At 71.5% G+C, this 12,986-nt stretch carries 11 protein-coding genes and 1 pseudogene; 4 read left to right on the forward strand and 8 right to left on the reverse strand.

What is annotated here, in order from left to right; genetic code table 11:
* Positions 1–26: 26 nt before the first annotated feature.
* Genes ACWGDE_RS27615 through ACWGDE_RS27625 form a run of 3 tightly spaced genes read right to left on the reverse strand, consistent with a single transcriptional unit; the run spans position 27 to position 3,942 of the window.
* A complete protein-coding gene (locus ACWGDE_RS27615; RefSeq protein ID WP_453391736.1) occupies positions 27–2,432 on the reverse strand; it encodes a xanthine dehydrogenase family protein molybdopterin-binding subunit in 2,406 nt (801 codons plus the stop codon).
* 2 nt (positions 2,433–2,434) lie between these two features.
* Entirely contained in the window at positions 2,435–3,043 is a 609-nt protein-coding gene (locus ACWGDE_RS27620) for a (2Fe-2S)-binding protein (RefSeq protein WP_453391737.1), read from the reverse strand.
* A gap of 2 nt (positions 3,044–3,045) precedes the next feature.
* Positions 3,046–3,942: an FAD binding domain-containing protein gene (locus ACWGDE_RS27625; protein WP_453391738.1), complete on the reverse strand. Its 897-nt coding sequence runs from the start codon at positions 3,940–3,942 to the stop codon at positions 3,046–3,048.
* A 254-nt stretch (positions 3,943–4,196) separates the two neighbouring features.
* On the opposite strand from ACWGDE_RS27625, the gene ACWGDE_RS27630 reads away from it, so the two are divergent.
* The gene (locus tag ACWGDE_RS27630) at positions 4,197–5,876 is read left to right on the forward strand and encodes a PucR family transcriptional regulator (RefSeq protein WP_453391739.1); all 1,680 of its coding nucleotides are present in this window, start codon (positions 4,197–4,199) and stop codon (positions 5,874–5,876) included.
* A 188-nt stretch (positions 5,877–6,064) separates the two neighbouring features.
* On the forward strand, positions 6,065–6,844 hold the full coding sequence (locus ACWGDE_RS27635) for a hypothetical protein (RefSeq protein ID WP_453391740.1): 780 nt from the start codon (positions 6,065–6,067) through the stop codon (positions 6,842–6,844).
* A 105-nt stretch (positions 6,845–6,949) separates the two neighbouring features.
* Here ACWGDE_RS27635 and ACWGDE_RS27640 read toward each other — a convergent pair whose 3' ends face one another.
* Positions 6,950–7,612 (reverse strand): GntR family transcriptional regulator, encoded by a 663-nt coding sequence (locus tag ACWGDE_RS27640; RefSeq protein WP_453391741.1) that lies wholly within the window; start codon positions 7,610–7,612, stop codon positions 6,950–6,952.
* A gap of 108 nt (positions 7,613–7,720) precedes the next feature.
* On the opposite strand from ACWGDE_RS27640, the gene ACWGDE_RS27645 reads away from it, so the two are divergent.
* On the forward strand, positions 7,721–8,602 hold the full coding sequence (locus ACWGDE_RS27645) for a (2Fe-2S)-binding protein (protein ID WP_453391742.1): 882 nt from the start codon (positions 7,721–7,723) through the stop codon (positions 8,600–8,602).
* A gap of 67 nt (positions 8,603–8,669) precedes the next feature.
* Here the strand turns inward: ACWGDE_RS27645 and ACWGDE_RS27650 are convergent, their stop codons facing one another.
* Positions 8,670–8,969: a hypothetical protein gene (locus tag ACWGDE_RS27650; protein ID WP_453391743.1), complete on the reverse strand. Its 300-nt coding sequence runs from the start codon at positions 8,967–8,969 to the stop codon at positions 8,670–8,672.
* Between the two features lie 220 nt (positions 8,970–9,189).
* Here ACWGDE_RS27650 and ACWGDE_RS27655 point away from each other — a divergent pair, with 220 nt between their 5' ends.
* On the forward strand, positions 9,190–10,257 hold the full coding sequence (locus tag ACWGDE_RS27655) for a DUF2637 domain-containing protein (RefSeq protein WP_453391744.1): 1,068 nt from the start codon (positions 9,190–9,192) through the stop codon (positions 10,255–10,257).
* Positions 10,258–10,307: 50 nt separating this feature from the next.
* Here the strand turns inward: ACWGDE_RS27655 and ACWGDE_RS27660 are convergent, their stop codons facing one another.
* The 3 genes and pseudogenes from ACWGDE_RS27660 to ACWGDE_RS27670 form a co-directional block, all read right to left on the reverse strand.
* The gene (locus ACWGDE_RS27660; RefSeq protein WP_453391746.1) at positions 10,308–10,715 is read right to left on the reverse strand and encodes an ATP-binding protein; all 408 of its coding nucleotides are present in this window, start codon (positions 10,713–10,715) and stop codon (positions 10,308–10,310) included.
* Positions 10,716–10,897: 182 nt separating this feature from the next.
* Positions 10,898–12,640, reverse strand: a complete 1,743-nt coding sequence (locus ACWGDE_RS27665; RefSeq protein WP_453391745.1) for a pyruvate dehydrogenase — start codon at positions 12,638–12,640, stop codon at positions 10,898–10,900.
* A 66-nt stretch (positions 12,641–12,706) separates the two neighbouring features.
* Positions 12,707–12,986: pseudogene (locus ACWGDE_RS27670) on the reverse strand (protein phosphatase 2C domain-containing protein); the annotation flags it as partial.

The following is a 12,986-nucleotide window of genomic DNA, read 5'->3' on the forward strand; positions in this document are numbered from 1 at the left end:
CCTCTCGGCCCCCGGACCACGCCGTCCTAGAGGGTGCCGGTGAGGGCTTCCGGACGGATCGGCGTCTTGTTGATCTCCAGACCGGTCGCCGCCCGGATCGCCGCGATGACGGCCGGGGTGGACGACAGGGTCGGGGCCTCGCCCATGCCGCGCAGGCCGTAGGGGGCCTTCGGGTCGGCGAGCTCCAGGACGTCGACCGGGATGGTCGGGGTGTCGAGGATGGTGGGGATCAGGTAGTCCGTGAAGGAGGGGTTGCGCACCTTCGCGGTCTTCGGGTCCACGATGATCTCTTCCATGATCGCGACGCCCAGGCCCTGGGTGGTACCACCCTGGATCTGGCCGACCACGGAGAGCATGTTCAGCGCCTTGCCGACGTCCTGGGCGGTCGCGAGCTCCACGACCTTGACCAGGCCGAGCTCGGTGTCCACCTCGACGACCGCGCGGTGCGCGGCGAAGGTGTACTGGACGTGGCCGTTGCCCTGGCCGGTGACCAGGTCGAAGGGCTCGGTCGGGGCGTGACGGAACTCGAGCTCGATGTCGATGACGTCTTCGCCCTCGAGGATGTCGGCGATGTCCGCGAGGACCTCGCCGCCGTCCGTGACGACCTTCCCGCCCTCGAGCAGCAGCTCGGCGGTCGCCCACGCGGGGTGGTACGAACCGTTCTTGCGGCGGCCGATCTCCAGGACCCGCTCGCGCACGGCCTCACAGGTGTTCTTCACGGCGCCACCGGTCATGTACGTCTGCCGCGAGGCGGACGTGGAACCGGCGGAACCGACCTGCGTGTCGGCCGGGTGAATGGTCACCTGCTGGACGCCGAGCTCGGTACGGGCGATCTGCGTGTGGACGGTGATACCGCCCTGGCCGACCTCCGCCATGGCCGTGTGGACCATCGCGACCGGCTCGCCGTTGATGACCTCGAGGGTCACGCGGGCGGTGGAGTAGTCGTCGAAGCCCTCGGAGAAGCCGACGTTCTTGATGCCGACCGCGTAGCCGACGCCGCGGACGACGCCTTCACCGTGGGTGGTGTTGGACAGACCACCGGGCAGCGCACGGACGTCCGCACCCTCGCCGGCGGACTCCCACTGACGCTCCGGCGGCAGCGGGCGGGCCTTGACCCGGCGCAGCAGCTCGGCGACGGGCGCCGGGGCGTCCACGACCTGGCCGGTGGGCATGATCGTGCCCTGCTCCATGGCGTTGAGCTGACGGAACTCGACCGGGTCCATGCCCAGCTTCGCCGCGAGCTTGTCCATCTGGGCCTCGTACGCGAAGCAGGCCTGGACGGCACCGAAGCCGCGCATCGCGCCACAGGGCGGGTTGTTCGTGTAGAGCGCGATCGCCTCGATGTCCACGTCCTCCAGGACGTACGGACCGACCGAGAGCGAGGAGGCGTTGCCCACGACCGCCGGGGAAGCGGACGCGTACGCGCCGCCGTCCAGGACGATCTTGCACTTCATGTGCGTGAGCTTGCCGTCCTTGGTGGCGCCGTGCTCGTAGTAGAGCTTCGCCGGGTGACGGTGCACGTGACCGAAGAAGGACTCGAACCGGTTGTAGACGATCTTGACCGGCTTCTGCGTCGCCAGCGCCAGGAGGCACGCGTGGATCTGCATCGAGATGTCCTCGCGGCCACCGAAGGCACCGCCGACGCCCGAGAGCGTCATGCGGACCTTCTCCGGCGGCAGGCCCAGGACCGGGGCGATCTGCTGGAGGTCCGAGTGCAGCCACTGGGTGGCGACGTACAGGTCGACGCCACCGTCCTCGGAGGGGATCGCCAGGCCGGACTCCGGGCCGAGGAAGGCCTGGTCCTGCATGCCGAAGGTGTACTCGCCCTCGACGATGACGTCCGCGCGCTTGCGGGCCTCTTCCACGTTGCCGCGGATGATCGGCTGGCGGTGCACGATGTTCGGGTGCGGGACGTGACCGATGTGGTGGTCGTCGCGACCCTCGTGGATCAGCGGCGCGTCGGGGGCGAGGGCGGAGGCCTCGTCCGTGACGAGCGGCAGCTCGCGGTAGTCGATCTTGATCTTGGCGGCCGCGCGGCGGGCGGTCTCCGGGTGGTCGGCGGCCACGAGGGCGACCGGCTCACCGTGGTGACGTACCCGGCCGTTGGCGAGAACCGGGGTGTCCTGGATCTCGAGGCCGTAGTTCTTCATCTCGGCCGGCAGGTCGTCGTACGTCAGCACCGAGTAGACACCCGGCATCGCCAGGGCCTCGGAGATGTCGATCGAGACGATCTCGGCGTGGGCGACGGTGCTGCGCAGGGTCTGGCCCCACAGCATGTCCTCGTGCCACATGTCCGAGGAGTACGCGAACTCACCGGTCACCTTGAGGGTGCCGTCCGGGCGAAGAATCGATTCGCCGATTCCGCCCTTGTTGTGCTTCTGCGTGACGTTGGTCGGCGTACCCGCCGGGACCGTGCGCGTGTTCTGGGCCATGGTCAGACCGCCTCAGACTGACGGGCGGCCGCGAGGCGGACCGCGTCGAGGATCTTCTCGTAGCCCGTGCAGCGGCAGAGGTTGCCGGACAGGGCCTCACGGATGTCCTGGTCGGACGGGGAGGAGTTCTCCTCCAGCAGCGCGTCGGCCTGGACCAGCAGACCCGGGGTGCAGAAACCGCACTGGACCGCGCCGGCGTCGATGAACGCCTGCTGGATGGTGGAGAGCTCCACGCCCTCGCCGGTCTGCGAGTCGCCCGGCTTGGCCTGCCACTGCTTGGCCGCGTCCAGGGAGACGCCGCCCTTGCTGCCGCAGCCGCCGCCGGTGCCGCAGGCACCGCCGTGGCCGTGCTCCTCGCGCTGCTTGGCGAACTCCGCCAGGCCCTCGACGGTCACGACGTCGCGACCCTCGACCTGACCGGCCGCGACCAGACACGAACAGACCGGCACGCCGTCGAGACGGACGGTGCAGGAACCGCACTCGCCCTGCTCACAGGCGTTCTTCGAACCGGGCAGGCCCAGGCGCTCGCGCAGGACGTAGAGAAGGGACTCGCCCTCCCAGACGTCGTCGGCTTCCTGCGGACGGCCGTTGACAGTGAAATTGACGCGCATGATTACGCAGCCCCTTCAAGCGAGCGGCCGTTGTTCGAACCGCGGTACTGCTCCCACGTCCAGACGAGCTGGCGGCGAGCCATGATGCCGACCGCGTGGCGGCGGTACTTCGCCGTGCCGCGGACGTCGTCGATCGGGTTGGCCGCGCCGGAGGCGAGGTCACCGAACTGCTTGGCGATCGACGGGGTGATGACCTTGCCGGACTCCCAGAAGCCGCCCTCTTCGAGCGCGGCGTTGAGGAACTCCTCCGCGGCCTTCGCCCGGATCGGGGTCGGCGCGGCCGAACCGATTCCGGTACGGACCGTGCGGGTCTCGGGGTGCAGTGCCAGACCGAACGCGCACACCGCGATGACCATCGCGTTGCGGGAGCCGACCTTGGAGTACTGCTGGGGGCCATCCGCCTTCTTGACGTGGATGGTCTTGATGAGCTCGTCGGCGGCGAGCGCGTTGCGCTTGACGCCGGTGTAGAACTCGTCGATCGGGATCAGGCGGGAGCCGCGTACGGACTCCACCTCGACCTCGGCACCCGCCGCGAGCAGCGCGGGGTGGGAGTCGCCGGCCGGCGAGGCGCAACCGAGGTTGCCGCCGACACCGCCGCGGTTACGGATCTGCGGGGACGCGACCGTGTGCGAGGCGAGCGCGAGTCCCGGAAGCTCCGTGCGGAGGTTCTCCATGATCTGCGTGTACGGGACGGAGGCGCCCAGACGAACCACGTCCTCGCCGACCTCCCACTCCCGCAGGAGACCGATGCGGTTCAGGTCCAGGAGGTACTCCGGCCGACGGTGGTCGAAGTTGATCTCGACCATCACATCGGTGCCACCCGCAATCGGCACAGCTGTGGGGAACTCGGCCTTAGCGGCGAGCGCCTCCTCCCAGCTGGCGGGGCGAAGGAAGTCCATGTGCGGCTCTCTTCTTCTTAATCGGGTCGTTCACTTCAAGCCAGGAGGCCGTTGGGCCCTCGACTGGTCGTTCACGTGCTGTTAACGCGGTGTGGACTCAGTACACCGGCCGCCTATCCCCCGGGTGCAGTCACCGAAACCATGAAGGAGTTGGCTGACGGCCTCCCTCGTCTTGTAGATTCGTATGAAAGGCAGGATGCGACGACCTGCCCGATTTCCAACGGCAACATTCGAGACAGATCGGCGGCGACATCATGCGGCTGCGCGCACTGCTGGAAACCGAGGCGCTGGGGCTGCGGCTGCTCGGCGGCGAGGAAGAACTCGACCGAACGGTCCGCGGGGTCATGACGACCGACCTGCGTGATCCCAGCCGATACCTCTCCGGGGGCGAACTCGTCCTCACTGGCCTGGCCTGGAGACGAAATTCAGCCGACTCCGAGCCGTTCGTACGAATCCTCGCGAGCGCGGGCGTGGCGGGCCTCGCGGCCGGCGAGGCGGAGCTGGGTGATATTCCCGACGATCTTGTCTCGGCGTGTCTGCGCAACCGTCTGCCGCTGTTCGCTGTAAACGAAGACGTTGCATTCGCCACGATCACCGAGTATGTCGTGAGGCAGGTCTCCGGAGAGCGGGCCGGTGACCTCGCGGCCGTCGTGGACCGCCACCGACGCCTCATGACCTCGGGTCCGGCCGGTGGTGGCCCCGATGTGGTGCTCGATCTGCTCACCACTGACCTCGATCTCCGGGCCTGGGTGCTCTCGCCCACGGGCCGGCAGATCGCCGGGGCCGGGGAGCCGCTGGCGCCGGGCGTCTGCGCGGCACTGGCGAGCGAACACCTCGCGGCGGTCCGGACGGGCCGCAGGGGACCGCACCGGATCTCCATCCAGGGTATTACCTACTCCCTCTTCCCGATCAGGGGACACGGGCGCGGCGCCGCCGGACCGGCCTCCCGGGACGTCCGCGAGAGCGTGCTCTCCGACTGGCTGCTGGCCGTCGAGGCCGACGCGGGCGACTGGCCGGCCGAGCGGCTCGACCTGCTCCAGGGCGTCACCCAGCTGATCGCGGTCGAGCGGGACCGCCGCGACGCGGCCCGCACGGTCCGCCGCCGCCTCGCCCAGGAGGTCCTGGAGCTGGTCCAGACGGGCGCCCCGCCCGCCGAGATCGCCGCCCGCCTGCGGGTGGCCGCGCCGGTGCTCCTGCCGGGCCTGGGGACCGCCCCGCACTGGCAGGTCGTCGTGGCCCGGGTGGACTGGGACGGCGGGGACATCCCCGGCGGCCCCGTCGCGCAGTCGCTCCTCGAGGAGATCCTCGTGGACCCGTCGGTCTCGGGGCCGGAGCCCTCGGACCGGATCGCCGTCGCGCACGCCGGGGACGAGGCGATCGCCCTCGTACCGCTGCCCGCGCCCACCGGGGAGCCCGGGGAGGAGAAGGGCCCCGACACCGCCCTGCACGCGGAGACGCTGCTCTCGGCCGTACGGGAGCCCCTGGCGGCCGGCCTGGCCGACGACGGCCGGCTCACCCTGGGCGTCAGCGCGGCCGTGCACTCCGCCGAGGGGCTGCGCGGAGCGCTGGAGGAGGCCCGGCACGCCCGCCGGGTCGCCGCCGCCCGCCCGGGCCGGGTCTGCGCCGCCGGCCACCACGAGCTGGCCTCGCACGTCCTGCTGCTGCCGTTCGTCCCGGACGACGTGCGCCGCGCCTTCACGGCCCGTCTCCTGGACCCCCTGCGGGACTACGACCGCCGCCACCGGGCGGAGCTGATCCCGACCCTGGAGGCCTTCCTCGACTGCGACGGCTCGTGGACCCGCTGCGCGACGCGGCTGCACCTGCACGTCAACACGCTGAGGTACCGGGTCGGGCGAATCGAGCAGTTGACGGCGCGGGACCTTTCCCGGCTGGAGGACAAGCTCGACTTCTTCCTGGCACTGCGGATGAGCTGAGAAGATCCGCTTCCCGACCGGCTCGAGCGCCGGTCGGGCCGGGGCGGAGCGGGAGCGGGGTCGACTGATGATCCGTCCGGACTTTGTGAAAGAGTTCACCCGACCCCTTGGCCGAACCCGCCGATCCGTGCTCTCATTTCGCCCCAGGGCTCAAAGACGTGCTGCTTGGTTGCTTTGGGGAGGGCAATGTGGCGGATACCGCCATGTCCGGTGCCGGAACTACCGGGGGAGACGACCCCCTCCAGCGGGCGATATGGCGGCTGCGCTCGCGCGGCTGTTGGACCGACGCGGCGGCCCTGCTGACGCCGCACTTGCACGATGCCGGAGCCGCCGTACAGCGGACCGCGCTGCTCGTCGAGCGCTGCCTGTTCACCGGGCAGGGCTGGGCCGAGGCCGAGGACGCGCTGCGCGTCGCCGAGGCCGTGTCCCAGGACGACGACGACCGGGGCGCGGCGGCCTGCGAGCGGGGACACCTGGCCTACGCGGCGACCGTCCTGGGCGTACGGGACCGCGCGGACGAGGCCCGCTCGGCCCTCGGCCGGGCGGCGGCCCTGCTCACGCCCGGCTCCCGGACCCGTCCCCTGCTGGACTTCCGCCGGGGCCTGGTCGCCGAGCACCTGGCGGACGCCCCGCAGTCGGCGCTGCCCGCCTACCGGCGGGCCCACGCGGGGGCCCTGGCACACGGCGACACGCTCCTGCTGTCGTTCACGTGGCGGCACCTGGCCGCGCTGTCCCTGCGGGACGGGGAGGTCGCCGAAGCCCGCAAGGGCTTCGCGGAATCCCTCCGCATCAGGGAGGACCTCGGCTTCCTGGTCGGCACGGCCCCGGCCCTGGCGGCCCTGGCCGAAGCCGAACCGGAACCGGAAGCCACCCGCCTCCGCGCGGAGGCCCGCCGCCTGTTCCACCTCCTGGGCGGCATCCCCACCTGGCTGGCAGACCAACTCCACCCAACCCCGGCCCCTTCCTGACGCACCCCTCGCACGGCTCCGCCACACTCCGGTCGGAGCCGACACCGGCCAAAATCCAGCCGCCCCGCCAAAACCAGCCCCGCCGGCGTTTGAGGCAGGGGGCGGTCAGGAGCCCGCGAAGTGTTCGCGGACCAGGGACTCCACCACCGGCAGGTCGCCCGCGACCAGCGCGTCCAGCAGAGCCGTGTGCTCCGCCGCATCGGCGACGAGATCCGCCCGCCGCACCCGCGCGGCCCCCGGAAGGGGCCACTGGGAGCGCCGGTGGAGGTCGTCCGCCACCAGCAGCAGCTGCCCGTTGCCCGCCAGCCCCAGCACCGCACGGTGAAACGCCCGGTCCGTATCGGCGTACCGCGCCAGATCCCCCGCGGCCGCCGCCTCCGCAGTGGCCGCCGCCACCGGCCGCAGCGCGGCCCACGCCTCCGGCTCCACCGTGCGGGCGAGCCGCAGCATCACGGGGACTTCCAGCAGCGCCCGTACCTCGGCCAGTTCCGCCAGCTCCCCCGGGGTCCGGGTCAGGACCCGGAAGCCGCGGTTCGGGAGGCATTCCACCGCCCCCTCCAGCGCCAGCTGGGCCATCGCCTCGCGCACGGGCGTCGCGGAGACCCCGAAGCGCTCCCCCAGCGCCGGTCCGGAGTAGATCTCCCCGGGCACCAGATCGCCCTCGACGAGCGCCGCGCGCAGGGCGTCGAGGATCTGCCCGCGCACCGAGTGGCGGGACACCTTCCGGGTCTGCTGTGCCGGGACCCGGGCTCGGGCCGTGTCGTGCACTCGGTCCTCCTACGGGTCTAGACCTGAACCAGAGGGTATCCCGAACGCGCAAGAGATCAGGTAAGGTAAGGCTTACCTGTTAACGATCGCGCGATTCGGTGGTCCCCCATGACCGTCACGGCCGTCGAGCCCGTCCGCACACACGCCCCGGCCGGCTCTCCGGTGGCGTCCGCGTACGCACGGCTGACCCGGGCCTACGGCGCCCTGAGCGTCACCGAGCTCGCCCCGCACGAACCCTCCCCTCGCGGTGGCGGGTGGGTCGGCGCGGACGAGCTCGCGGCGGGCGGCGAGTCCCTGGACTCGTTCCTGGCCTGGGACGAGGCCCAGGTCCTGCGGGACTACGGACGCCCGGCCCGGCCCGACGTGGTCGCGGGCTTCGGCCTGCACCGGTACGCCTGGCCCGCCTGCCTGCTGATCACCATGCCCTGGTTCCTGGACCGGCGCGTGCCCCTGCTGCCCCCGGACTCCGTGTCCTTCCACCGGACCCTCGGCCGCATGGCCGTACGCGTCGAGTCCTTCGCCTGCCTGCCGGACGACCCGGCGGCCGGTCTCCCCGGGGCCCGCGTGGTCCCCGACGAGGAAGCGCTGCGCCAGGAGGTGCGGGTCGCGGTGGCCCGGCACCTCGAACCGGTCCTGGAGGGCTTCGCCCCGCGCATGCGGCGCGGGCGGCGCGCCCTGTGGGGCATGGCCACCGACGAGGTCGTCGAGGGGCTCTGGTACGTCGGCCACCTGCTCGGCGGAGCCGAGGAGCGGCGGGCCGTGCGCGAGCTGGAGCTGCTGCTCCCCGGCGCGACGCTCCCGTACACGGGCGGCGCGGGCTTCCGTACGCTCGAAGGCCCGGACGGCCGGGAGCTGCCCACCCGAGACCGGGCGAGCTGCTGCTTCTTCTACACGGTCCGCCCCGAGGACACCTGCGTCACCTGCCCCCGCACCTGCGACGCGGACCGCGTGGCCCGGCTGACGGCGGCCGAGACCCCGGCCGCCGCCTGATCCGCCACGGACGGCCGTACGGCCCGGCACGGAACTGCAGCCCCGGGCGGTACGGCCGCCACCGGGCTCACTCGCGCCGGCGCGAGCCGCCGAACCTGCCGCAGGCCACGCAGATGTCGTGGATCCACTCCCCGGCGTCCGCGGCGACGAAGTCCTCCTCGCCGCACCAGGGGCAGTCCGCCTCCCGGCCCTCGTAGCGCCGCGCCCCCTCGAGCGGCGACTCCGCCCCCCGCCACTGCTGACCCAGCCACGCGCACGCCGGGCACCGCCACCACAGGACGTGCGGCCGCCGCCGCAGCGTGCCCCAGAACCGCAGCGCCTCCCCGCACCGCGGGCACCACTGCTGCGGCACATTCGTCCCCGCCATCTGAAACCCACCCGTCCGACTGACCGGAATTCGAACTCAACCCAAGACGTACGAGCGCCAGTTCGAGCAGCAACACCCTATCCGGCGGGCTCCGCCCCCCGATGGCGTCCACTTGCCCCGAAACCCGCGTGTGCCCCTCACCGGCTGCGCCACTATGGCGCCCGGAAAGCCGCACCGGCCACAAGCCGAACAGCCGCATACGCGAGGCAAGGACATCCGCATGAGACTGACCGACATATCGCTGGACTGGCTGCTGCCCGGCAGCCTGCTGATCCTGGGCGTACTTGCGGCAGTGGCGGTACTGGCCCGGGGCAAGCGCGAAGGCGAGAAGGCCGCGGCGGCCGAGGACAGCTGGGAGCGCAGCGAGGAACGGCGGCGGCGCAAGGAAGCCGTCTACGGGACCGCCTCCTACGTCCTGCTCTTCTGCTGCGCGGCGGTGGCCGCCGCGCTCTCCTTCCACGGGCTGGTCGGCTTCGGCCGGCAGAACCTCAACCTCTCCGGGGGCTGGGAGTACTTGGTCCCCTTCGGGCTCGACGGCGCCGCCATGTTCTGCTCGGTGCTCGCCGTCCGCGAGGCCAGCCACGGCGACGCGGCCCTCGGATCGCGCATGCTGGTCTGGCTGTTCGCGGGCGCCGCGGCCTGGTTCAACTGGGTGCACGCCCCGCGCGGCATCGGCCACGACGGCGCACCGCAGTTCTTCTCCGGCATGTCACTGTCCGCGGCCGTGCTCTTCGACCGCGCCCTGAAGCAGACCCGCCGGGCCGCACTGCGCGAACAGGGCCTGATCCCGAGGCCGTTGCCGCAGATCCGGATGGTGCGCTGGCTGCGTGCCCCCCGCGAGACCTTCGGCGCCTGGTCCCTGATGCTGCTGGAAGGGGTGCGCACGCTCGACGAGGCCGTGGACGAGGTGCGCGAGGACAAGAAGGAGAAGGAGCAGGACCGCCACCGCAGGCGGGAGCAACACCGCCTGGACCGCGCGCACATCAAGGCGCTCGGCCGGCAGAACCGGGCGTTCGGGCGCGTGGCCCGCGCCCGCCAGGTCGACGTACCGGGGCTGGCCCCCGGAGCGGGCTCCGCGCCGGTCGGCGCGGAGCCGGCCATAGCGGAAACGGGACAGCTGCCCCTTCGCCGAAGGCCCTCCCTGCAGGCCGTGAGCGGAACGGAATCCGCTGATACGGCCGGCGGCCCCCGGACGGTGGACCTCACCGCCGAGGACGACACCCAGACCCTTCCCCGGCTCGACTCGCTGGAGCGCAAACTGAAGGATCTGGAGCAGCAGTTCGGCTGACCGCCGCCGGGGCGATCCCGGTCCGGTGCGGGGCCCCGTCCGGCGGAAGGTCAGACGGGGCCCGCGTCGTTCGCCCCGTCCAGCTCGAACCACACCACCTTGCCGCCGCCCAGCGCCAGCGCGTCGACGCCCCAGTCGTCGGCGAGCGCCTGGACCAGCACCAGCCCCCTGCCGTGCGTACCGTCGTCGGCGGACGGTACGTACGGTCGGGGCCGGCGGGCCGCGTAGTCCCGGACCTCCACCCGCAGGCGGTCCCGGTCGATCGTCGCGGAGATCTCGGCGCCCTGATCGGTATGGACGAGCGCGTTGGTCACGAGCTCGGTGATCAGCAGCTCGGCCACGTCGGCCGCATCCGCCCGGCACCGGTGGCGCATCAACTCCCGTAACGCCCGGCGGACTTCCCCCACCGCCTTGAGATCGGCCCGCTTGACGCTACGGGTGATCCCCAGCGCGTCCACCGCTCCCCCGTCCTCGACGGACGGTTCGCGCGGTACCGGCCGCCCTCTCCTCCACAGCTTTCCGGTCTTCGCCCCCACCCGCACGGCGATGTACCTCCCGAATACCCTCGGCCGAATCGGCCCGCCTCTCGAACTGGCCTACGGGATGCATGCCCGCCGGGGGAATCCGCACGCATCCGGGCTCATGGGCGGGGCACGTTACGGAGGTTGGATCGCGCCATCTGGATCATCCGTCCGACCCCGCCGTCCAGCACGATCTTGCTGGCGGACAGTGCGAATCCAGTCACCATTTCGGCGCTGATCCTCGGAGGAATCGACAGGGCGTTGGGGTCGGTCACCACGTCCACCAGGGCGGGTCCCTTGTGCTTGAAAGCGTCCTTCAAAGCCGCTGTGAGCTGCTTGGGCTTCTCCACCCGGACCCCGTAGGCGCCCGCCGCGCGGGCGATCGCCGCGAAGTCGGGGTTCTTATTCGTGGTTCCGTACGAAGGCAGGCCGGAAACCAGCATCTCCAGCTCGACCATCCCGAGGGAAGAGTTGTTGAAGAGGACCACTTTGACGGGGAGGTCGTACTGCACGAGGGTGAGGAAATCTCCCATCAGCATGGAGAAACCGCCGTCGCCCGACATCGACACCACTTGACGTCCGCGATCGGTGAACTGTGCGCCGATGGCCTGCGGGAGGGCGTTGGCCATGGAGCCGTGGCTGAAGGAGCCGATGATGCGGCGCTTGCCGTTCGGGGAAAGATAGCGCGCCGCCCAGACGTTGCACATGCCCGTGTCCACGGTGAAGACGGCGTCCTCGTCGGCGAGTTCGTCGAGTACGGCGGCCACGTACTCGGGGTGGATGGGCGTGTGCTTCTCCACTTTCCGGGTGTAGGCCTTCACCACGCCTTCCAGCGCGTCCGCGTGCTTCTTCAGCATCCGGTCTAGGAACCGGCGGTCCGTCTTGACCTTCACCCGGGTGTTCAGCGCGCGCAGGGTCTCCCGTACGTCGCCCCAGACCGCGAGGTCCAGCTTGGAGCGGCGGCCGAGGTGCTCGGGCCGGATGTCCACCTGGACGATCTTCACGTCGTCGGGGAGGAAGGCGTTGTACGGGAAGTCCGTGCCGAGCAGGATCAGCAGGTCGCACTCGTGGGTGGCCTCGTAGGCGGCGCCGTAGCCGAGCAGCCCGCTCATACCGACGTCGTACGGATTGTCGTACTGGATCCACTCCTTGCCGCGCAGGGCGTGCCCGACGGGGGCCTTGACCCGGCCCGCGAACTCCATCACCTCGGCGTGCGCCCCGGCGGTGCCGCTGCCGCAGAACAGCGTGACCCTGTCGGCCTCGTCGACGAGCCGGACCAGCTTCTCGATCTCCCCGTCCCCGGGCCGTACGGTCGGCCGCGCGGTCACGATGGCGTGCTCCACGCTCTTCTCCGGCGCGGGCAGGGAGGCGATGTCCCCGGGCAGGGAGATCACCCCGACCCCGCTGCGGCCGACGGCGTGCTGGATGGCGCTCTGCAGCACCCGGGGCATCTGCTGCGGGTTGGAGATCAGCTCGCTGTAGTGGCTGCATTCGGTGAACAGCCGGTCGGGGTGGGTCTCCTGGAAGTAGCCGAGGCCGATCTCGCCGGAGGGGATGTGCGAGGCCAGCGCGAGGACCGGGGCCATGGAGCGGTGGGCGTCGTAGAGCCCGTTGATGAGGTGGAGGTTGCCCGGGCCGCAGGAACCGGCGCAGGCGGCCAGGCTGCCGGTGATCTGGGCCTCGGCGCCGGCCGCGAAGGCGGCGGTCTCCTCGTGGCGGACCTGGATCCACTCGATGCCACCCGTTCGGCGGATGGCGTCGACGACCGGGTTGAGGCTGTCGCCGACGACTCCGTACATCCGCCGCACCCCCGCGCGCACGAGGATGTCGATGAACTGCTCCGCCACGTTCTGCTTGGCCATGGAGGGGGCGCCCTTTCCGGTTCGGCTCTGCCGTGTGCGCCTTCCATCCACGCACGAACCGCGGGGTTACGCCTCCCAGACCGCGGCGGCCGTCCGGTCGTCGGCGTACCCCTTGAGGCGCAGCTGAACGTCCGCGAGGTACTCCGCGAGCCCCGGCGGCCCCGCCTGCCCCCACCGCCCGGCGAGCTCCACCGCCAGCGCCTCCTCTTCCCGCACCGGATCCGCGAACCCGGCGGAACAGAGCAGCAGCACGTCCCCGGGCCGAGCCACGGAGGCCCGGAACCGGAACCCGGTTTCGCCGGCCCGGGCGGCGCCGGCACTGGCGGGCCCGGCCCAGGCGGAGGCC

The sequence above is a fragment of the Streptomyces sp. NPDC054956 genome (assembly GCF_053609185.1).